This window comes from Rhodococcus sp. NPDC019647 (assembly GCF_044389235.1).
GTDB lineage: Bacteria > Actinomycetota > Actinomycetes > Mycobacteriales > Mycobacteriaceae > Rhodococcus_F > Rhodococcus_F oxybenzonivorans.
The window spans coordinates 72,476-94,060 of record NZ_JBIRXS010000026.1 but is presented as its reverse complement, the minus strand read 5'-3'; the positions used below and the strand labels follow the sequence as shown (position 1 = coordinate 94,060).

At 67.4% G+C, this 21,585-nt stretch carries 18 protein-coding genes and 1 pseudogene; 8 read left to right on the top strand and 11 right to left on the bottom strand.

The window, feature by feature from the left end; genetic code table 11:
• Positions 1 to 366: 366 nt before the first annotated feature.
• The 3 genes from ACH49N_RS30785 (at position 367) to ACH49N_RS30775 (ending at position 4,943) form a co-directional block, all read left to right on the top strand.
• A complete protein-coding gene (locus ACH49N_RS30785) occupies positions 367 to 2,226 on the top strand; it encodes a GAF domain-containing protein (RefSeq protein ID WP_358276457.1) in 1,860 nt (619 codons plus the stop codon).
• Between the two features lie 385 nt (positions 2,227 to 2,611).
• The gene (locus tag ACH49N_RS30780; RefSeq protein WP_358276458.1) at positions 2,612 to 3,574 is read left to right on the top strand and encodes an MBL fold metallo-hydrolase; all 963 of its coding nucleotides are present in this window, start codon (positions 2,612 to 2,614) and stop codon (positions 3,572 to 3,574) included.
• A 34-nt stretch (positions 3,575 to 3,608) separates the two neighbouring features.
• Positions 3,609 to 4,943, top strand: coding sequence for an MFS transporter (locus tag ACH49N_RS30775; protein ID WP_358276459.1), 1,335 nt, complete (start codon positions 3,609 to 3,611; stop codon positions 4,941 to 4,943).
• Between the two features lie 596 nt (positions 4,944 to 5,539).
• Here the strand turns inward: ACH49N_RS30775 and ACH49N_RS30770 are convergent.
• From ACH49N_RS30770 to ACH49N_RS30720, 11 genes and pseudogenes are all read right to left on the bottom strand, one after another.
• Positions 5,540 to 6,053: pseudogene (locus ACH49N_RS30770) on the bottom strand (3-hydroxyacyl-CoA dehydrogenase family protein); the annotation flags it as partial.
• Between the two features lie 5 nt (positions 6,054 to 6,058).
• On the bottom strand, positions 6,059 to 6,217 hold the full coding sequence (locus ACH49N_RS30765; RefSeq protein WP_358276460.1) for a hypothetical protein: 159 nt from the start codon (positions 6,215 to 6,217) through the stop codon (positions 6,059 to 6,061).
• 40 nt (positions 6,218 to 6,257) lie between these two features.
• Positions 6,258 to 6,470: a hypothetical protein gene (locus ACH49N_RS30760; protein WP_358276461.1), complete on the bottom strand. Its 213-nt coding sequence runs from the start codon at positions 6,468 to 6,470 to the stop codon at positions 6,258 to 6,260.
• Positions 6,471 to 6,641: 171 nt separating this feature from the next.
• Positions 6,642 to 7,712, bottom strand: coding sequence for a PDDEXK nuclease domain-containing protein (locus tag ACH49N_RS30755; protein WP_358276462.1), 1,071 nt, complete (start codon positions 7,710 to 7,712; stop codon positions 6,642 to 6,644).
• Positions 7,713 to 7,897: 185 nt separating this feature from the next.
• A complete protein-coding gene (locus ACH49N_RS30750) occupies positions 7,898 to 8,440 on the bottom strand; it encodes a sigma-70 family RNA polymerase sigma factor (protein ID WP_358276463.1) in 543 nt (180 codons plus the stop codon).
• A 143-nt stretch (positions 8,441 to 8,583) separates the two neighbouring features.
• The gene (locus ACH49N_RS30745; protein ID WP_358276464.1) at positions 8,584 to 9,006 is read right to left on the bottom strand and encodes a hypothetical protein; all 423 of its coding nucleotides are present in this window, start codon (positions 9,004 to 9,006) and stop codon (positions 8,584 to 8,586) included.
• 183 nt (positions 9,007 to 9,189) lie between these two features.
• Positions 9,190 to 10,149: a C39 family peptidase gene (locus ACH49N_RS30740; protein ID WP_358276465.1), complete on the bottom strand. Its 960-nt coding sequence runs from the start codon at positions 10,147 to 10,149 to the stop codon at positions 9,190 to 9,192.
• A 150-nt stretch (positions 10,150 to 10,299) separates the two neighbouring features.
• Complete coding sequence (locus ACH49N_RS30735; RefSeq protein ID WP_358276466.1) at positions 10,300 to 11,169, bottom strand: hypothetical protein; 870 nt, start codon at positions 11,167 to 11,169, stop codon at positions 10,300 to 10,302.
• 213 nt (positions 11,170 to 11,382) lie between these two features.
• Positions 11,383 to 13,293, bottom strand: a complete 1,911-nt coding sequence (locus tag ACH49N_RS30730) for an Hsp70 family protein (RefSeq protein ID WP_358276467.1) — start codon at positions 13,291 to 13,293, stop codon at positions 11,383 to 11,385.
• Between the two features lie 240 nt (positions 13,294 to 13,533).
• On the bottom strand, positions 13,534 to 14,961 hold the full coding sequence (locus ACH49N_RS30725; RefSeq protein ID WP_358276468.1) for a GTPase: 1,428 nt from the start codon (positions 14,959 to 14,961) through the stop codon (positions 13,534 to 13,536).
• Complete coding sequence (locus tag ACH49N_RS30720) at positions 14,958 to 16,844, bottom strand: dynamin family protein (RefSeq protein WP_358276469.1); 1,887 nt, start codon at positions 16,842 to 16,844, stop codon at positions 14,958 to 14,960. The genes ACH49N_RS30725 and ACH49N_RS30720 overlap by 4 nt, the downstream gene beginning before the upstream one ends.
• Before the next feature lie 288 nt (positions 16,845 to 17,132).
• Between ACH49N_RS30720 and ACH49N_RS30715 the strand changes: the two genes are divergently transcribed.
• The 5 genes from ACH49N_RS30715 (at position 17,133) to ACH49N_RS30695 (ending at position 21,450) form a co-directional block, all read left to right on the top strand.
• Positions 17,133 to 18,362 carry a hypothetical protein gene (locus tag ACH49N_RS30715; RefSeq protein ID WP_358276470.1) on the top strand — a complete coding sequence of 410 codons (1,230 nt, stop codon included), beginning with the start codon at positions 17,133 to 17,135 and terminating at the stop codon, positions 18,360 to 18,362.
• A gap of 234 nt (positions 18,363 to 18,596) precedes the next feature.
• On the top strand, positions 18,597 to 18,809 hold the full coding sequence (locus tag ACH49N_RS30710; protein ID WP_358276471.1) for a hypothetical protein: 213 nt from the start codon (positions 18,597 to 18,599) through the stop codon (positions 18,807 to 18,809).
• Positions 18,810 to 19,278: 469 nt separating this feature from the next.
• Entirely contained in the window at positions 19,279 to 20,595 is a 1,317-nt protein-coding gene (locus ACH49N_RS30705) for a CopG family transcriptional regulator (RefSeq protein ID WP_358276472.1), read from the top strand.
• 149 nt (positions 20,596 to 20,744) lie between these two features.
• Positions 20,745 to 21,104 carry an Lsr2 family protein gene (locus tag ACH49N_RS30700; protein WP_358276473.1) on the top strand — a complete coding sequence of 120 codons (360 nt, stop codon included), beginning with the start codon at positions 20,745 to 20,747 and terminating at the stop codon, positions 21,102 to 21,104.
• A 109-nt stretch (positions 21,105 to 21,213) separates the two neighbouring features.
• On the top strand, positions 21,214 to 21,450 hold the full coding sequence (locus ACH49N_RS30695; RefSeq protein ID WP_358276474.1) for a hypothetical protein: 237 nt from the start codon (positions 21,214 to 21,216) through the stop codon (positions 21,448 to 21,450).
• The last annotated feature ends 135 nt before the right edge of the window (positions 21,451 to 21,585 follow it).

Here is a 21,585-nt window from a genome sequence, read left to right as displayed (position 1 = left end):
AGTCGCATCCGAAGCTGGTGGGGGGTGGTCGGCGAACAGCAGAAGCTGGGACAGGTCGCTGGGAAGGATCCAGGCGTTGCGGCATTCCAGGCAGTGCAGGGGTGCCACCGGCTCAAAGCTCCCCCGACCGGCCGGAGGGCGCGTTGTGGGGTCCGTGCACTGGGTCAGTCCCATGTCCAGCGCCCCCGTCGGAAGTCCTCGGCATGCCGCGGGCTCAAGCCCAAGGTCTGCGCCTGATCCGGGGCGTCCAGCACGTCGGGGGAGGCGGGAACACGGTCGGTCCCTCCAACGCCTTGAGTCAAGTCGGCAACGGGAGTGAGCCCTCAATCGGGTTCTCGATCCGATTCGTCGTTGCATGATGAACCCGTGAACGAGGGCGTTTTCCTGGAGTTGCTGGCGAGGGGTGCCGATGCCTCGGCGTTCGATGAGCAGGTGCGCCTCGCGGCGGAGTCCGGAGCCGGTCCGGAGCGCCTCGCAGAGCTTGAACGGCTGCGTGGACTGGCGCTACGAACCACCGCCGTGCTCGAACGTCATGAGCGTCGAGAGTCGGAGTTGGCCGTCCTCTTCGAGACGGCTCAGGATCTCACTCGCATCGGTGACGTCGATCGCCTATTGCATGCCGTTGTCCGGCGGGCCCGCCGCATCCTGGCGGCCGACGTGGCCTACATCGCGTTGATCGATCGGGATCGACGCGACACCTACATGAGGGTCACCGACGGTATGGCTTCGACTCCCATCCGCACCACCCGCCTGCCGATCGGGATCGGTCTCGGTGGTCTCGTGGCTCAGGACGGAGTGCCCTATGCCACGAGCAATTTCTTCGAGGACGACAGGTTCTCGCACACCGAAAACGTAGACCACGCAGTGCGTTCCGAACACATCGTCGCGATCGTCGGCGTGCCGCTATCGGTAGAATCAGATGTCGTCGGAGTCCTCTACGCCGCCGATCGGCATCCGCGTGAGTACCAGCCCGAAGACATTGCTCTGCTGTCGTCTCTGGCTGCACTGTCGGCGGTCGCACTCGACGCGGCGAACGCGCTCGAAGAGGCCCGGCGCGCGGCCGCCGAGTTGGCCGCCTCACACGCTGTTGCAGACGAACGAGCCCGCACCCTCGAGTCCATCTCCGAGGCACACCGCCGGATGATGCAGACCGTCCTCGAAGGCGGAGGAGTGGACGACGTCGCGGCCGCAATCGCCGAAATTCTCGACGGGGACGTCGCGGTCCTCGACGCCGAGGGGTTGATATTGTGGTCCTCTCGCAACGCCACCCCGGACTTCACGCCGGCGCAGGCAGACGAGTCCGCCGTCGACGGTGACGGGCAGCCGTGGTCGGGGGTGACCGTGGCGGCGCGCGGTGTTCCGTTGGTACGGGTCCTCGTCGATCGTGCCGAACTCGACGCCGTCGAACACGGCGTACTCGAGCGTGGTGCTACTGCCCTCGCCCTCGTGCTCGTCCTCGGCCGGATGGCTCTCGACGAAGAGGCGCGATCGCGCGAAGAACTGGTGGTGGACCTCCTCGCAGGCGTGCCGATGGATCGACTCGCCCTTCGGCGCCGCTCAGAACGATCCGGGCTGATGTGGGGACCATCCAACATCGTTCTGGTCGTGCGATCCCGAGACGGCGAACGGAAACGAATTCGGGCAGCGGTCGCGCGGTGGGCACCGGCGGGATCTGTGGTCGCGGAGTATCTGCAATCGACTCTCGTCCTACTGGAGGGCCGGGACGCTGGTCGCGCGGCCAAGGCGCTGGCGGCGCACCTACGAGATGCTGCCCTGTCCACAGCCGTCGGTGGCGCCGGTCCGATCGAAGCTCTCATCGACCTTCGGGCGTCGTACGACGAGGCGAGCAGATGCGCCGAACTCCTCGTCGCACTGGGACGCGGCGGCGGCGCCGAGTTGGCCGACCTGGGCCTCTTCGGCGTCCTTGGCGTACCGGAAGCGGCAGACCGGGCCGTCGAGTTCGTCGCCCGTGCTCTCGCTCCCCTGATCGAGTACGACAACGCCCACGACGGTCACCTTGTCGAGACGCTGTCGGCCTATTTCACCGCCGAGCGGAGCCGGGCGAAAGCCGCTGCTGCACTTCACGTGCATGTGAACACGGTCGGAGCTCGGCTCTCTCGGGTTGCATCCCTGCTCGGTGCCGACTGGTCGGAGGGCTCCCGTCTGCTGGGGATCAGGATGGCGCTCGAGTTACGGCCACTTCTGGATGCGGAGCCTCCCCAGTAATCCGAGCGTACCGACCAGAACGACCGCCGACTGTGATTGCGATGACGCGATACTGACTTATCCTGCGGTGCAGGATATTTGCGGGCGTGACACTGCGTACACCATGGTCAGCACGGTGTACTCGAGGCGTCCCCGGCGTGGAGTGCGCCTGCCACTCACGACGGTAAGTGGTATCAACCGCAATCGTGGACCCCCAGGGCCATACCTGAGCGTGGGTGCCGCCGGTGATCGGGGGCGGGGACAGTGAACCGATGGTTTCAAGCACATCATCTATGCCTAAGTGTTGGGTTCGGGGACATTGAGGGCGGAACGTGATCTACCTAACGTTATGAGTGTGCATATGGCACGAGCCCTATGACGACATCACGACCGCTCGGAGAAAACAATGACCGCACCCTCCTTCGCGTCCTCGGCCGACCTCGGGGAAAAGGAACAGACCCTGGAAGTCCTCGCCGACGGCGTGTACGCGCTGACGGCGGAGGGCGATCCCAACATCGGCGCCATCGAGGGCGAGGATTTCGTCGTCTGCTTCGAGGCGCTCGCCACCCCGGTCGCGGCTCAGGACTGGCTGCGCAAGCTGCGTGAACACACCGACAAGCCGGTCCGGTACCTGGTGCTCTCGCACTACCACGCCGTCCGCGTGCTCGGTGCGTCCGCGTTCGACGCCGAGACCATCGTCTCGCACGAGACCACCCGTGCCCTCATCGAGGAGCGAGGAAAGGAAGACTGGGCAAGCGAATTCGGACGCATGCCGCGCCTGGCCAAGGGCGCCGACTTGGTGCCGGGTCTGACCTGGCCGACGGTGACGTTCGCGGACAAGCTCACCATCGACCTCGGCGGCGACCGCGGCGACCTGGTGCTCCAGCACTTCGGTCGCGGGCACACCGAGGGCGACGTCGTCGCGTGGCTGCCGAAGCACAAAATCCTGTTCGCCGGCGACCTGGTGGAGGCGCAGGCCGCGCTCTACACCGGCGACGCCTTCCATCGCGACTGGTCCACTCGCACCCTCGACGCTATCAAGGCGCTCGGCGCGGAGGTCCTGATCGGTGGACGCGGCGCCGTCTCCCACGGGCGGGACGCCGTCGACGCCGCGATCGAGCAGACCCGCCGCTTCATCGAGGTCATGCTCGCCGAGGTCGGGGCAGTACAGCAGCGTGGGGGCACCCTGAAGGAGGCCTTCGAGGCCACCCACGCCGCACTCTACGAGCAGTACGGGCACTGGCCGATCTTCGAACACTGCCTGCCCTTCGACGTCTCCCGGGTGTGGGACGAACTGTCGGGCATCGAGCGGCCCGTCATCTGGACCGCCGAGCGTGACCGTGAGGTCTGGAACCAACTGCAGGGCTGACCCGCGGATCCGTCTAGTCCTTCAGGAGAAACTCATGACAACGCAGTCCGAGCACGCGGCACCCCTTACCGACCCTGACAGCCCGACCGGCGACGCGCCACCACGCTCCCTTCGCCGGGTCGTCACCGGCAGCATCGTCGGCACCGTCGTCGAGTACTACGACTTCGGCATCTACGGCTACATGGCCACCGTCCTCGCCGCGCTCTTCTTCCACGGTGGGGATCCGACCGCAGCCCTGCTGGGCACGCTCGCGGCTTTCGCGGTGGCCTTCTTCCTGCGTATCCCGGGCGGAATCCTCTTCGGGCACATCGGTGACCGATACGGCCGCAAGCGGGCGCTGTCGTGGACGATCATTCTGATGTGTCTTGCCACTCTCGGAATCGGGCTTCTGCCAACCTATTTCACGATCGGAATTTGGGCAACGGTTCTGTTGGTGCTGCTTCGATGCCTGCAGGGCATCGCCGCGGGCGGAGAGCTCGGCGGTGCGACCGCATTCGTGGCCGAGTCCGCACCCCGGCACAAGCGCGCCGGGCTGACCTCCCTGGTCAACGTCGGTATCAACCTCGGCTCGCTCGCTGCCGCGTTGACCGCGCTGGCAGTCAACTCGGCCTTCACCCCCGAGCAAATCGAGGACATGGCCTGGCGTATCCCGTTCCTGCTCAGCCTGCCGTTGGCGTTCATCGGGATCTGGATCAGATCTCGCATGGAGGACACCCCGCAGTTCGAGGAACTGAAGGAGTCCGGTGAGGTAGCGAAGGTACCCGCGGTCGTCCTCTTCCGCGACTGGCGACCCACCATCGTGCGCATCGCATGCCTGTCGGCACTGTTCACCGGCGGCCACTACGTGGCCTACGTGTACGGGCCGATCCACATGCAGACCGTCGGAGACCACACCGCACAGATGTCCTTCGCATCCACGTGTCTGGCACTGGTCTTCGGGGCCGTCCTCATGAATGCCGCCGGACACCTCTCCGACCGGATCGGACGGCGTCGGGTGTTCCTGGCCGCGGCGATCACGGGCCTGCTGCTGCCCCTGCCGGCCTTCGCCCTCATGGGCGGAAGCTCCACGGCGGCGGCTGTCCTCGGTCAGGTTCTGTTGAGCATCCCGGTCTCCCTGTCCATCGGCCCGGCGTTCTCCGCCTTCGCAGAGTTGATGAGTGCCCGAGTCCGATACAGCGGGATCTCGCTCGGAATGAACGTCGCGCAGCTCATCCTCGGCGGTACGGCGCCCTTCCTCTGTGCATGGCTCGTCGACCTGACCCAGGTTTCGCTGGCACCGGCAGGATTCTTCGCCGTCTGCGCCGCACTAGTGCTGCTGGGGGCCATCCGGATGCGGGAAACCGCCGGAACCCACCTCAGGGTGGATTGATCGGCACCCAGAGGGCCTCGGTAACCGGAAACGGGTGCCGAGGCCGTCCGCGTCGGCCACCCTGCACCTCGATGACTCGTGCGCGATGACGCGAACTGCCCCGCCGGACCACATTGGCACGTGGTCCAGGGGTTATCTGGAGATCTCCGAGCGGTACAAGTTCCCGATCCGCACGGTCGGGTCCACTCATCTGATGCGATACCCGGCGTGTGATTTGACTTCACTGCCGTTATCGGCGAAACGTAATAGTGCTAGTGCGACAACGCAATTCCTGGTGTACGGGCAATGCCTGCGCGCATGCTGGTTGTGCACACAGATGCCTCGGATCCGCCCGCTGCACGCGAACTCCAACATTCACGCCCGTGTGCCGCTTATGCGATTTCCCCTGTGGCGAGCAAATCGTGAGACTGGAGGTGGCCATAGCACAGCAGGACACGGCCGAGGCGAGGTCATCGACGCGGTGACCGAGCAGCGCGCAGGCTCGACGTGTATCACCTCTTCACGCATCTGCCGAACTAGCCTGCGTTATCGGAGCCCGGGCGGGCAGGGGCTCCGATAGCTGCGGGCCGGCTCGGAACAAGAGTCGCTGGCGGGACTCACCAGGAGCGGAATCCTTGACCGGATTTTCGGCCAAGGTATGCGGCTGCAACCTTTTCGCGCAGGATTGCCGGCGGCTCGAAGCGATCACCGACCTCGCGGGCGAGATGTTCCGCGATCGCCAGCCGTACGTCCAGTCCGACAACGTCCGTGGTGCGCAGCGGCCCCATCGGGTGCTTGTAACCCAAGGTCATCGCGGTGTCGATATCTTCCGCCGACGCCACGCAGTCTTCGAGCATCCGCATCGCTTCGAGGGCAATGGCGACACCTAGCCGTGAGAACGCGAATCCGGGAGAATCTGTGACAGTGATGGCGGTCTTGCCCAGCGCGGTCACCCATCTCTGGGCATCTGTAATCAGTTGCGTATAAGTCTTGGTGGCGACGACGATTTCCACCAATTCGCTGGCCGGGACCGGGTTGAAGAAGTGCAGGCCGAGAAGACCGTTCGGGTCGAGCCAGACCTGCTGCCAGCTGATCGACCGAGAGCGAACTTGTGTTCGCCGGGAAGGTGGCGTGGGTCAGTGTTTTGGGTCGTGGCTGTTGAGTTCGTCGAGGACTTGGTCGAGGGCGGTGGTCGGGATGCGGAAGTCCGGCCCTTCCGCGTCTCGGAGGTAGGCGCGCACGTTCGCGAGCAAGGCGAGGTCACGCTCGAGGTCGTCGGTGGTCCGGCCGGTCACAGGGTCGTCCTCCTAAATGCGTTCGAGTATCGAGGATTTTTCACCGGGAGTGGGGGATCGGGGAAGACGGTGATGTCGGCGCCACGGGCGGGGCGTGTTGGCTGATCGGGACGCCGCCGACGGTGCCGAACTGGTCGAGGTCCATGCGGAACGTCACCCCGTGCTGCGGGTCCCATTCGTAGGTGCCGTATCCGTGCTCGGTGTGCTGCGGCCGAGTTCTGCGTGGGATCTGTGCCTGGTGATCGCTATCCATCGTCGCCCTCTCTATCGTCGTCACATGAATTCACAATGGTGCATTGCTGGCATTACAGCTGAGTAAGAAAGCTATTCGTGCTCACAGCCAACGGGATCAAGGCCCGAGCTGGGTCACGGAATACGCCGCGGGTAGCGCGTTGGCCATCCTCTCACCGATCTCACCGATCGCTCATAGCTGTGCATCACCGTCAGGTCCTCGGCTCGCCTCCAAATGGGTGAGTGTCTCGCCGACTGCGGACGCGAGTTCGTCGTCGGTGGGGACGAGTTCCCTAACGGGGGCAGGCAGGGTCGCGTAGGTGTAGTCGGCGACGGCCAACGGTGCGGTGGTCCCGGCCAGGGAGTAGCGGACAACGTTGTCGTTGCGGCCGGCGCACAGCAGGATCCCGATGGTGGGGGCGTGCTGGGTGTGATCGCGCAGGTTCTCGTCGATCCAGGACACGTAGAAACCGAGTTTGCCGACGTACTCGGGTTCGAACCGGCCGACCTTTAGCTCGACCACCACGAACCGGGCCTGGATCCAGTTGAAGAACAGCAGGTCGATGTAGAAATCGTCACCGTCGACCTCGAAGTGATACTGGCGGCCGACGAACGCGAAACCGTGCCCGAGCTCGAGCAGGAACCGCTCCAACCGGGCCATCAACGCCGCCTCGAGCTCCCGCTCGGCGACCCGATCGCTCAGATCCAGGAAGTCGAAGACATAGGGGTCTCGAACCAACTGTTGCGCCAGGTCGGAGTCACCGGTGGGCAGGTGGTCGGCGAAGTTGGACGGCGCCGCCCCGATCCGCTGGTCGAGCCGGTTCCGGATCTGATGGGACAGGACGTTGCGGGACCAGCCGTGTTCGAACGCCGCGGCCGCGTACCAGTCACGGGTGGCCTGGTCGTCGAGGCGGTCGATCAGCACCGTCACGTGTCCCCACGGAATTTGTCCAACAGCTTGCTGGACGAATGCGCTCCGCGGCCACGCCGAGGCGATTTTCCGCATGTAATGCAAGTTGCTGCGGGAGAACCCGCGCATCTCGGGAAACGCAGAACGCAGGTCAACGGCGAGGCGGTCGATGACCTTGCTGCCCCACCCCTCGGCATGCTGGCGGTCCAGGATCGCACGGCCGATGTCCCAGTACAGCAGCAGTAACTCGGTGTTGACCACCCGTGTGGCCCGGATCCGGGCCTGCTGGACCTGCGTCTTGAGGTGTTCGAGGAAGTCGCGGTAGTCGTCGGGCAGCAGTCCAGGATCACTCACCCGGTCATCTTCCCGCACCACCGAGGATCCGAACGGCAGGGCGCCCGGACCGCGACGATTCGGCGCGTTTCACGGACAGGCCATGCGGAGGGGTGGAACAGCATGAAGGTCAGCATCATTTCCCGCTCAGCGCTGGTGATAGTTGACCCCGGGGTGTGGCCACCGCGCCACGCGGCAGGAGCCTTCTAAAGATCGAGCGCGGGGGTGAGCAGGGTGGCCAGTTGCTTACGGGCACGGTGGATTCGGGTTTTCACGGTGGCGACGGTGACGCCTTGGTGTTCGGCGATGTCGGTGTAGGGTAGGGCGGCGAACTCGGCGAGGACGATCGCGACCCGGAAGTCTTCCGGGAGTTGGGCCAGGGCGCGGCGGACCGCGTCGATGGTGGTGACCTGGTCGTCGAATCGGGGTGCGGGATCTTCCAGGAGAATGCCGTACTCGCCCTCGGCGTCGTCGAGGCTGTCGGTGTTCTTGCGGCGGCGCACGACGGCAAGGGCGGCGTTGGCGGCGATCCGGTGCAGCCAGGTGTTGAAACGGGCGTCGCCGCGGAACTTCGGCAGGTTCTGCCAGGCGGCGGTGAGGGTGTCCTGCAGGGCGTCTTCGGCGTCGTGGGTGTTGCCGGTGATCTGCAGGCAGACGTGCCAGGCGTTGGTGCGGTAGCGGCCGACGAGCTCGGCGAAGGCGTGATGATCACCGCCGCGGCACGCCGCGATCAGGTCCGCGTCATCCATGTCTGGTCCCCCCGTGCCGTGATCACTGTTTTTCGCCGCCCCCGGGCGCCGAGGGAATCGTACCCGCCGTCACATACAGCCCGCCCGGCCAGGAACTCCGCTGCGAACCACATCAGAAACGGGGAGGGCGGGATCGTAGTGGGTTAGAGCGGGTCGATGTCGTGGTGCCCGCCGAGGTCGATGCCGGGATCGGCTGGGTCGTCGACACCGAGAAGGGTCGGGTCGACGCTGTCGTCAGCGAGAAGAAGATCCTCGCCTGCCGGGAGGTCGACATCCGGGTCGTCGGCGCCGGCGGCGGTATCGGTATCGAGGTCGGTGACGTGGCTGGTGCCGTCACCGTCGGTGTCGAGGTCGGTGTCGTCGTCGAGCAGGATGATGTCGTCGTCCTCGGGTACGGCTGGAGTGTCGTCGAGGTCGGGGACGAGGCCGGGGTCGACGGGGGCGGTGGTCGGGTCGAGAGCGATCGCGAGGGTCCGCGCCCACACCTCGTCGGGCACGGGCGGCAGCGCGCTACCCGATACCCCCAGTGCGGCAAGGACGGAATCGTCGTCCACTGCTGCTCTCACCTCGTTTCCTTGGAGTCTGTCGGTGCGCCGGCACAGCGCACGCCCACCTGTTGGATGCACTGGATCGCCGGAAGGTTCCCGCCGATCACCAAGTTTCTTTTCCTGTCACCGTCACCGATGCCGGTGAGGTGGCGTAGTCCAGTGTGCACGCCCGACCTGTCGTCGGCTGGTAGCGACCGGCGACTAGAGGTCGATCATCGCCCACCGCCGATCGGGTGCTGTCACCGCCACCGGCGACGCCTCCGCGACCGGCGCCCTGGGTTGGTCGGGTTGGTCGGCCAGGTCGGGGTCGGGGGTGTCGGCGACGAGTATCCGCTGGCCCGAGTCGGCCCAGGCATCCTGGAATTGGTCGATGGGCACCTCGAGCTGGTTGCCGTTCGGGGCGCCGGGGTCGGAGAGGATCACCACCCCACGGGCTTCGTCGATGCCGGCGACGATGAGGAAGTGATCGGCCGTGTCGTCTTCTCCGGCTTCGCGGTCCGGGTGCCAGATCTCCCCGGAGTCGACCATCGCGATCACCCCGTAGCCGTCGTCGAGTTTCGTTTTCAGGTCGTCGATCGAGCTGTCCTGCACCGTGCAGGGCACCCCTTGATCCTCGAGGAGGATCTCGAGGTTCGGCAACGTCATGCCCAGGGTGGGGTCACCGTCCTGCATGAGTCCGAGTTCGAGGGCCCGGTCGACCAATTCCTGGGGGTCGTCGATGACCACCCCGGTGTACTGGGCGATCACCTGCGCGGCGCTCGACGGCCCGCAGTACCCGTCGACCTGCTGGTAGAACCAGTTCACCGACCATTCCACCGGGTCCCCGTACACCCCGTCACCACTCGCCTCGGCGGCCGGAACGGGTGCGGTGCCCGGCTCCGAGACCGGTACCGGGTCGGCCGCCGCCGCGTCTGCCTCGTCCCGCGGCGGCGCGAGTACCGGGGGCGGGCCGAGATCGGGGTCGAGTGCGCTCAGGTCGATGCCGGACAGATCCACCGCTGCCGGCGGGTCGGCGATTCCCGTGAACGAATCCTCGTCAACCGGGCCGTCCATCGGGTCGAGGTCCTCCAAGGCCGGGGCCGGTTCGCTGAGATAGGTGTCGTCGTCGAGTGGGCCGGCGGACCAGGCGGCGGCCGTGAGGTCCGCGTGCATGTCATCCATTCGGTGCTCTCCCGGGTGAGTTGTCGGCCCGCACCCGACGTCGGCAGGTGGCAAGGGTGGGGGTGCACCCACCGGCCGAATCCTGGCCGGGGGTGCGAGGGCGTCCTGGTGGGTGGGTCGGGCTAGGGGTGGGTCGGGCTAGGGGTGGGGTCAGGCCAGGTCGGTGGGCGTGGGCTCGGCCGGTGTCTCGCCGGGGGAGGTGCCGGCCTGCTCGTGGTAGTGGTCCTCGGCGGGGATGAGGGCTTCGAACTGCTCGATCGACCCGAGGTGCCCGTCGGTGGCGGTGTCGAACGTCTCCTGGGAGCCGTCGTTGTCGGTGTCGGTGGTGCGCAGGTCGAAGGTGCCGTCACCGTTGGTGTCGACCAGGGTGTCGTTGGTGATGCCGTCGGCGTCGGTGTCGAGGGCCGCGGTGTCGAAGCGGCCGTCACCGTTGCTGTCGATCAGGTGCAGATCCGGGTTGCCGTCGGCGTTGGTGTCGAACTGGGTGTCGGTGATCAGCCCGCCCTCGATGACGTCCTGGCGGACCGGGGCGCCGGTGGCGGAGTCGAGGTGGGTGGCGAGGTCGACGGTGCCGTCGTCGTCGAGGTCCTCGGCGAGCCGCACCCCGCCCGCGGTGGGGGCGATCCCGGTCTCGTAGGTGCCGTTGCCGTCGGTGTCCTGCTCGACGAGAGTGATGGCGCCGTCTTCGTCGATATGGGTGATGGTCTCGACTCCCTCGACGCGGCTGTGGATCAGGTCCACGAGCCCGTCGCCGTCGACATCGCGCGGCGAGGAGTACTCGCCGCCTACGACGACGCCCGTATCGCCGTCGGCTGCGGTTCCCGCGCCCAGATCGGTATCACCGCCGGTGTCCGGGCCGGTCGGGGCCGCGGCGGGGATCGGGTCACCCGCCGGCGGCTGCCCACTACCGGCGGTGGGGGCGGTGGTGTAGGTGGCGTCCTGAGGGTCCCCGGTCAGGTTGGGGCTGGCCGAGGTCGCGGCGGCGGTCGGGGTGTCCTGGGCGCTGCGGGGGTTGCTCATGATGAGAAGTCCTTGTCGTCAGGGGAGTTACGGGGCGGGGGAAGTGGTGTTCCCTTTGCGTTGTCGAGAGTTGGATGCGGTGAACGCCCCGAAAGGTTCCCGGCCGAGCCGAAAAACTTTTCCCCGCACCCGAACACCGGTGCGCACAGCGCGGCGCCCGCCCCGGAAACACAGCCGGGGCGGGCGCAAAAAACGTGCGTGGTTGGTGGGGGTTTAGTTGATCAGGCCGGCGCGGGAGAGGAACGTTTTCGCCCCGGCCAGGCCCTGGGCGTCGCCGAAGCTGGCCATCACCCCGGTCGAGCCGTTGGCGTACCAGATCGAGTAGGTGCCCGCGTAGCCCGGACCGTCGATGTGGGCGGCCGCGGTCCGCGGAATGTTCTCGACGATCTCGTTGTCGGTGGAGGTGGTGTCGTTGTGAAAGCCCTGCCGGATCCCGAGGACCCGCTTCTTCGCTTCCGCGGCGTCGACGCTGACGATGATCGACTGGAAATCCTGATCGGAGATCCCGGCGGTCAACGCGCTGCCCTCTTTCAGGGTGCACTGCATCTCCACGCCACCCTTCTCGGTCTCCCCGGTGCCCTTGCACTCGGTGAGGTCGGACCGCAACGATGCCGGAAGCGCGGCCAGCACAGCCTCTTTCGTGGTCGGAACCTCGGTGGCCCCGTTCCCGGAGGCGCCCGCCGGTTCGGCGGCTGCGGGGTCACCGGCCGCGGCGGCCGGGGGATCGGCGGCATTCTCGTCGCCGCCGGTGAGGGTGATCGCCCCGATCACCCCGGCGATCACCACGATGGCGGCGGCTGCGGCGCCGAGCACCATCGCTTTCTTCCGCCCGGCACTGGCACCGGCATTGGTGTTGGTGCCGGTGGGTGCAGGGGCGTCGGTGGGTTGCCAGGTGGTCGCCGGGCCGGGTCCGGGTTTGGGGTTCGGGATGGGGGCGGTCGCTGCCGGACCGCCCGGGCTGCGGGGTGGGGAGGCCGGTGGTGGGCCTGGGTGCGTGTACCGCGGGGCTCCGCCCACAACGGTTGTGTTGCCGAGGCCGCGGACGATCGGGGCGGCCGCGGCGATCGCGCCCTGCGCGACGACGGTTTTCGGGTCGTCGAGGGTGGCGATCGGCCCCAGCGCCTTGAGGTGGTCCTGCACGATCGGGATCCGGGAGGATCCGCCGGTCAAATACAGTGCGTGCAGCCCGGTGGGGTCGGTGACGTGGGCGTCGGCGAGCGTTGCCCGGGTCAGGGTGACCGCCTTCTCCACGGCGGGGGTGATGAGTTCCTCGAACTCCTCGCGGGTGATCTGGAACTTTTCGGTGTGCCCGCCGCCGGTGACGGTGATGGTCGCCGACGGCGCCTCCGAGAGCAGTTCCTTGGCGCGGCGGATCGAATCGTCGAGGGCGTGCCGGATATCGATCGGCGCGGACCGTAGATAGTCACCGAGTTCGGGGTTGCGGGCCTCGAGTTGCTCGTCGACCCACCGGCGGATGTAGGCGTCGAAGTTCTTCCCCCCGAGCCCGTTGTCACCGCGGGCGGCGACCACGTCGAAGGTGCCGTGCTCGTTCGCGGCGAGCACCGCGATATCGAGGGTGCCGCCACCGAAGTCGAACACCGCGATCTTCGCACCCGGGGACAGGGTGTGCGAGCGCGAGTAGTAGTGCGCCGCCGCCCGCGGCTCGGACACCGTCGTCACCTGCGAGGCATCGAGACCGAGCTGGGCGGCCGCGTCGAGGAGGACCTGAATCTCGCGGGGAGACCACGCCTCCGGGTGGGTGAGGACCAGTCGGGCGGGGGCTTGCCCGGCGTGCGCGGCCCGAGCCCGCGCCATCACCGAATCGAGGACCGCGGCAACGGGCACCGACGAGGGGATCGCGTAACCGTTGACGTGCACCACGTCCTGACCGATCACCCGTTTCGGGGAGGGCAGGTAGGCGGCCGGGTTGGTCTCGGCGCGGTTGGTGGCCACGTCCCCGACCGCGATCTGGTGCGGCGATTCGACGAACACCGCCGAGGACATCGTGGTGCGGTTATGGCTGAGCTGCAACGCTTCCACCACACCGCTGACCGCACCGGTATGCGCGGCGGCGGTGTTCGAGGTACCGAAGTCGATCCCCAGCAACCAGTCCGGCCTAGACATTGCAACCCCCCGACCTCAAACCCCTCGAACCACATCCGGCGACGGCATGGCCGCGCCCGGGCATCATGTCACGCCGGTCCACCGGCAGCGGCTCGGACGGTCGGTAGAACATCACAAGGGGTCCTTCCACACAAAAGGGGGTCTTCTCGATCGAGCGGGTACCAGTTCGATGCGCGCCGCGGGGAAAAGGTTCCCACCCCGCCCACACCCAAAAAATCGGGTCCGCGCTCATGGTGGGGGTCAGGTGGCGGCGATCGTGCTGTAGGTGTGCGCCAGCACGATCAGGGCGGCGTCCTCCGCGGCGGTCATGGTCGACAGGGCCTGAGTGTGCGCCCAGTTCAACTTCTGCTGCGCGCTGATCCGCACCTGCTCGGGGCCCGCGCCCTCGGGCAGGCCCAGTTGCCCGGCCGGGGTGCGGTGTTCGAGGAGGCGGCGCAGTTCGGCGGTGACGGAGGATCCGGGGTCGGCCTCAAGCATGGACCGCAGGTGCTCGAACAACACCACGGTGTGCAGGGCGGGATCGCGGCGCAGGGTGTCCACCACGGCCCGGATCTGGTCGCGGGCAGGGTGGGTGAACGCGAGCTGGTCGAGTTCGCGGATGATCCGGCTGGCCCGGTGCACGGCGGCGAACCGGCCCAGATGCTGCGAGAGCACCCCCCGCAGCTGCGGGATCCCCGAATGCGCGGTCAACCACTCGTTCAGAGCGGCGGCGCCGCGAGCGGCGACGTCGCGGCCATGAACGATCCCGTACTCGCCGAGCAGATCAAGGAGCCGATCCCGCACCGCGGGCGGCAGGGCGGTGGGGGTATCGGTATCGAGGAGGTCGAGGACGTCGAGCGGCCCGTGCCCGGTCAGCGACGCCAACAGGCGGGCGTCGGCCTCGGTGAGCGCCCCGGTGTGGGAGGTTTCGGCGAGCAACCCGGCGATCGGCATCACCGTCATCACGGTGTCGGCGAGCCGCCCAGCCAACACCCGGGCATGGGCGATGGCATGCTCAAGCGGGTTCCGTTGCCCCAGAGCGCCTTCGCCGAACCCATCCGCCCGCGACAGCACCCCGAGGGTGTTGAGCGGGGTGAACCCGAGCTGTTTGAGGAAGGAAATCTCGTCGGCGCGCGGCGCGGAGTCGAACAGGAACACCGCGGCATCGGCGTCGACCGATGCGGTGCGGGTCTGCTCGTAGCCGTCGATCAGGACCCGGCGGGTGCGGGCCTCGTTCTCGGCGGTCAACGTGGCCAGACCGGGGGTGTCGACCAGGGTGAAATCGCGGATCGCCGCGGACGGCAACCACCGGTGCACATAGGCCACCTGCTCCGGCGGCACCCCCAGCTCGGCGGTGTGCCCGCGGGCCAGATGCACCGGTGCCCGCCCACCGTCGAGCAACACCACCTCCGCGCGGGAGGGGGCACCATCCTGGTAGACGGCGACGATGCTGGTGGCCTCGAGGGCGGCGGTTTCGGCGACCGGCGCCCCGATCAACGCGTTCACCAAGGTGGATTTGCCGGCCTTGAGGCGGCCGACGATCACGATCCGCGACGGTGACCAGAGGATCTGCCCGATCCGGTTGGCGTGCACGGCGAGATCGGGGGCCAGCCCGGCGAGCGCATGCAACGCCCGATCCAGACCGGCGCGCACCGGATCCCAGCCCGGGGCAGCGGGGGTGGCCGTCACCGCACACCCCCAATACCAGCCGGGGGAGCGGGGGTGGACAGTTCGGCGATCAACGTTTCGGCGCGGGTGATGTTGTTCTCGACCACCCGCAGATTGTTCTCCAGCCGGGTCACTTTCTTCTCCCGGGTGGCCTGATCCGTCCGCATGGTGTCCTCGGCGTCCTTGATCTGCTTCTGCAAGGTCTCGATCGAGGTCTTCACGTGTTCGCGGTAGCGAATCACGATCTCCGGGCGGGCCAGGGCGAGGGTGGATTCGAGCATCCGCGCGGTGGTCGTCTTCGTGGTCGCGATCGTCTCCCGCAGCCAGGCCAGCAGATTCGTCTTCCCGGCCCGCATCGCCTTGAACCCGAGATTGAACCCCACCCAGGCCACGCCGACGACCGCCCCGACCCCCATCATCGCCGAGACCCCGATCAGACCGCCGAGCATCGACGAGCTCATCACCCCCATGGTGATCATCGACGGATCGAGCAGCCCCTGCCGTTTCCCGGCCACCTGATGGGTCTCCAGGGTGCGGTTCGACAACGTCGCGAGGACCTGTTCGGAAATCTCGTGCCAGATCACCTCCGAGGCGAACCTCGGTTGCACGATCTGGGTGTAGAGCTGCTCGAGGAACAGATTCACCGCCCCGGCCATCGCCGCCTGAAAATCGCGTTCCATCTCCGCGGTGAAATGCTGCGGGTTCCGCCGCAACACCGCCATCCCGTTCTTGTTGATCCGGGTCGTCCACTTCTCCCGGATACCGTCGAGGCTGCGGTCGAGATCATCGGTGGCGTGCTGACGAATCAACGTCAGATCCCGCTGCAAATACTGCTCCCACTGCGCCGAATGGTCTTTCAGGCCCCGCAACTGCGCCAACTGCGCGGTCAGATCCGGGATGACCTCACCGCTGCGGGTGATCGCCCCGATCTGGGTGCGCATATCCGCCGCCAACCCCGCCAATCCCTCGACCGCGGTCCGCAACCCGGTGATCGCCGGAAGATGGTCGGCGATACCGAGTTTCGACCCGATCAACTCCCGCAGCTCGGTGATCCCCGACCGCACCTCCGCTGCGTCCCGGTCCGGGCCGGGCGGCATCTCCGCCGCGATCACCGCCCGCAGGCTCGACACCCCCACCACCGGAACCTGCCGGCCCAGATGCCGCGCCAGCAGCTCCCGATCTTCCTCGACGATCAGCCGCCAACGGCGAATGTTCTTATCCGTCTTGGTGACCACCACGATCAGCGACTCAACCGCGGACCCGGCCTTATCGATGAACGCCATCTCCGGTGCCGTCAGCGGGGTACTCGCATCGCACACGATCACCAACACACACGCCTGCGATGCCGACGCCTCCGCCAGCACCGCGTAGGACGGATCCAACCCGCCCACCCCCGGGGTGTCGACCACGGTGACATCACCGAGCCGGCTGCCCGTCACCGGGACGATCGCCCGGGTGGGTAACTCCTGGGCCCTAGCGTCGGTGACATGGGCGCCCTCGCACGAGACCCAGTCCGCCAGGTCGGCATGCGGAATCTGCTCGGTCCGGTCCGGGAACAGGATCTGCGCGCTCCCACCCGGCTGCGCGGGCGTGGCCTCACCGAAGCTGATCGTCGTCGACGTCGTCACGTCCACCCCCACCGGGGACGCATCCCGCCACCCGACCAGCGCATTGACCAACGAGCTCTTGCCCCGCTTGACCTCACCGACCACCACCACCGACCGGGTCTGCCCCACCGCGGCGGCCCGCTGCTCGGCGAGATCGCTGATCGCGTCATACCCGAACGGCCGCAGAATCTTCCCGGTGATCGACGTCAGCAACACCTCGGCGCGCTCCCGCGGCGCCACCGGGGCGGCGGGGGAGGGGTCATCGGCCGGCTGCCCGGCCCGTGCGGCACTGTCCACACCCACCCCCCTTTCCCGTCGTCGACCTGCGCGCACCGGTGATGTGCGCGCCGGGCGAAACCCTAGCGTGGACGGGCCCGGACCGGCACCGCCAACCCGGCCCAACTCCCACCACCGATCTGTGTGACGCGGGACACTCATGCGGTGTGGGAACCTTCCAGGCGGCCGGAGCCTCCAACTACCAGAACCACACGCCCCGCCCGGCGACACCAAAAACCGGACACACGCGCAACACCAGCGCGGGGCGAAAAACAGGGAAGGGACCGAGAAAAGACGATGAGGACCACCATGTGGAGGCCCACCGCGACCGTGCTCGCCGCCGCCGTGCTGTTGGCCGGCTGCGCCAGTACCGACGACACTCCCGCCGAACCCACCGGCAAATCCGGCGGCGACACCGCCCAAACCGCGGAGGTCGATCCGGCCGCCCTCGACACCGGCGACTACCCGACCACCCCGGCCCCGGAGTTCGGGCGGGCCACCCAGGAGACCATCCTCGACGTCGACGGGCAGCGGCTCGCCGAGTTCACCGTCGTCCCCTTCGAGATCGACCCCGAACTGACCTCGGTGAAGATGCCCACCATGGTGATGCGCAGCGGCAAGAACCTCGGCGTCGTCCTCAGCGACGCCGCCGGCGACATCGCCCACAACCACCAAATGCTCTACGGCTACGTCTCCACCGCCACCACCCCCACCACGAAAACCACCGACCCCTCCCGGTCCGTCGTGCAAGCGGTGATGCGGTTCAACAACCCCGACGACGCCGCCGCCACTGCCCGCGAGATCCACCAGAACCTGCTCACCGTCGACGACGGCACCGGCCTCGAGACCGCCGAGAACATCGACATCGCGCCCAACACCCTCGTCTCGACCGGGCAAACGGACTTCTCCGCCGGCCCCGAGGTCTCGGTCAACGCATTCACCCCCCACGCGAACTACCTGCTCTACACCTGGGCGAAAGCCCCCGCCGCCGAAAAGGACTGGACCGCCCGAGCCGTCGCGAAGGCCCTGTCCCTGCAAGAACCGCTCATCGACCAGTTCCCGGCCACCCCGACCCGCGCCCAGAACGGCGGCAAGTCCCCAGAACTGCCCATGATCGACCAGGACAAGGTCCTCATCTACGCCATCCCCGAAGACGACGCCCAAGCCCAACTCGGCGACGACATGGCCGCCTACGGACCCCGCGGCATGGCGCACCGCTCCACCAACCCGCCCCTGACGTACAAGGTCCTCACCGACGCCGGGTCCGAGCACAACGCCGTCTATAAAACTTCGGTCTACCGGGCCAAGGACGACGCCGGCGCCCAGACCATCCTCACCGAATTCCACAACGATCTGCTCGCCGAGGGCTTCACCACCGCCTCCACCCGCCCGGGCTGCCCGACGCCAAGTGCGTCACCAAGGACACCGTCAACGGCACACAGGACTACTGCATGGTCGTCAACGGCCGCTATGTCGGTGAAGCCAGCGGCACCGACAACAAAAAGGACGTCGATCAGCAGATCTCCGCCCAATATTTGATCCTCGAGCACGCCGACCAGGACGCCGAATAACCCCACCGGACAAGCCTCTCCGTACCGGCACCGCCCTGTACGGTCCACGTCTTCGAGCTGCACAGGTCGTCTAGGACACCGGGGCGGTGTTCGGCGAACCCGAACCCGCGCTGAACCGTCTCTGCCACCGAGCTGCCAAGGGCAGCTGACCGACCACAAAACCACACCCTCAGCAGCAATCCACCTTAGGCAGGGAGACCCCATGAAGAAGCTCATCGCCAGTGCCGCACTGTTGGCCGGCATCACCTCCGCCGCTCTCGCCGTGGCGCCGACCGCCTCGGCCATCGAGACCGAGGGCCTGTACTACAACCAGTGCAGCGGACTCCACGACGGCAGTACCTGCTGGTCACAGGAGCACGGCGTCTTCGAGCACCTCAACCTCGACGGTCTGGAGATGGGATACAAGCACAACTAAATGCTGCGCGCGTACATAATTCGCCGAGGACGGCGGTCGCGGGCTCCGCGTCCGCCGTCCTCGGGTCTCTCGCTCTCGCCGCCACCGTCCTCGGGACCTGAGACTGCGCTGCCCCGGGCTCGGCATTGTCCCGGTCTCATCACCCGGACACCGGACCTGGGTGGGAGCTCCCGCAGACGGCGAACGCCCGGCACTCATCGTGTGTGGGCAGCGGGCCGATGCGGAGGCGTGTGTGCGCAACCGTTTCGTGGGAAGTACACTCACACACGTTCGCAGCGCATCCCCCCAAATTTTGCACTGTTGAACGCCCCCCGTGTCCAGCGTCCCCCCCGACCTGGACACCCGCGCCCCAGTGCCACCCCCCGGTGCTGGGGCGCATTGCGTTCCATCGACCAGCAACCCTTCGACGCTTGGTCTTCCCCTCCCGAACCAGCTTTTCGAACATCCACCCTCACGGAGAATGACAGTGATGACCGAGACCACCAGCATGGTCCGCGTCCCTGTCGGCGATCCGATCCCGCTCCGCTTCGATCCGCAGACCAAGCAGCACCTCGACGAGGTGGCCGCCGGGATCGGGCCGCGCCGCTTCGGCGCCGTGGTCCGGGTGGCCGCCCACCGCCTCCTCGCCGACCCCGACCGCGTACCTACTGCATTCGATGAGTACCGCCGCGTCTCCGCCGCCGCCCGGAGCCTCCCCCGGGTGGAAATAGTCTTCGAACTGGATCCGGCGACCGATCGGCGCCTCGAGGAGCTGGCTCGGGCGCATCACACCAAACGCAGCGCGATCGTCCGCGTCGCCGCCCACCGCTTCCTCACCGCGGCGGGCCGATTCCGCCCCCACCTGGTTCATGAGGAGGCCCGCGGCGATCTCACCTGCCGAACCCGCCTGCACGTCAACCGCTGCACGCTCGACCGGTTGGACCGGCTCACCGGTCGCAACGGTGACGTCCTCACCGCCGCCGCGTTGCGGGTCGCACTGCGCCGGCTCCTCGACGACCCGGGCGACCTCACTACCGACCTGGCCGCGGTTGGGGCGGTCCGGGACCTGGCACCGGAAGTCTTCGGCCCGCGCACGAATGTGCACTTCGACGACGAACTCCGCGACCGGCTCGACGCCCTTGCGCGCCAACTGGGGTCCGATCGGGCTGAACTGATGCGCCTGGCCGCCCACCGGCTCCTGGCCCATCCGCGGGACCTCGAGCAGGCGGTGACCGACGAGATCTACCGGGGGGAGTCGAACCGCGGTCAGCTCCTTGCCCGCAACGAACGCCGCAAAACCACCACTACCGTCGGCATTGTGCCCGCCGGAGCGGTGAAGGCGCCGTCACCGGCGGGGCGCCCGTTCGGGAGGCCGCACTCGTTCCTGGTGGACGAGGACACCAAACGCCGACTGCACGAGCTCGCCGACGAGTACGGGCCCCGCCGGGTCTCGGCGCTGGTGCGGGTCGGGATCCGCCGCCTCCTTGACAACCCGGGCAACCTGACGGCCGACCTCACCACCGTTGCCCCCGTGCAGGATCTGCGGCCCGAGCCGCCCAAGGCCAGGATTGCTGTCGCTCTCGATGACGAGCTCCTCGTGCATCTCGATGCTCTCGCCGGCCGGCTCGGCTCGACCCGGCAGGAACTGGTGTATCTGGCGGCCACACGCATCCTGCGCCAGCACACCGGCATCGAAACCCGGATGCTCGATGAGATGTACCGAGCTCCCGGTAACCGGCAGAAACTGATCACCAGACATGCCCGCCGCGAGCGAAGACGCCGGACTGGCCACGGCGATGCCGACTGACTGAGCTACGGGTTCACAGCGACCGTGCACACCCGGTAATCATGCTCTGACCTGTGGGAATGACACGTCCCTGGACGGGGGGCACCGTGAAGTTCATGTCGCCAGTAGGGTTCTGTCCTGCTGTATCGAAAGCATGAGATCGGGGAACTGTGGCGCGCAAGGTAGTAGTCGAACTCGTCGACGACATCGACGGCACCATCTTCGGTGACGGGGAAGGGGAGAACATCACCTTTTCCGTCAACGGGGTGGACTACGAAATCGACTTGAAAGACAAGTACGCCAAGAAGTTCCACAAGCAAATCGGGTACTTCATCAGCTACGCCACGCGCACCGGTGGCCGCAAACGTCGCTCCGACCGACCCGTCGTTCCTGTCGTTGCCGACGTTCCGGTGCGGCGGCGCGGGGAAGTCAAGGAGATCCGGGCGTGGGCGGCCGAGCAGGGCTACGACATCTCCTCCCACGGCCGGATCCACGCCGAGGTCGAGCAGGCGTTCCGCGACGCCCACTAGCAGGGCCGGGACAATGAGGCGGTCACTACGCAATCCCTGGTACCGGGCATCGATCAGGACAGCCGCGAGTGCTCACTGGCTGACCACCGGTAGCCGGGGTCTGCGCGGGATGACCGGGGAACCAGTTGAACTCGACGACACCGAGGCCGCGACCGTGCTGGCCGCCCTGGTGGAAACCACGGGCGGGCGCTGGCCCGACCGTCCGCGGCGCATCACCCGGCTCCTGGCCCGGCTGGACGTCGCCGGCCACCATCCCCACATGGCCGAGGTCATCCACACACTGGCCACTGACCCGGAATGGCCGCCGCGCGCCCGCGAGATCGCGGCGACCTCGGCCGACTGGTAGCGCCGAAAATGGAGATACGCAGCAAGCTGCTGCGCAAACTGGCAGGAAGAGGGTGAGGACATCACAGTCGCGGTCTTCGACCTCCAGGCCGGGTTGGCGCTGTTCGGATGACAGGGACGGTGAGTTCATCGCGGG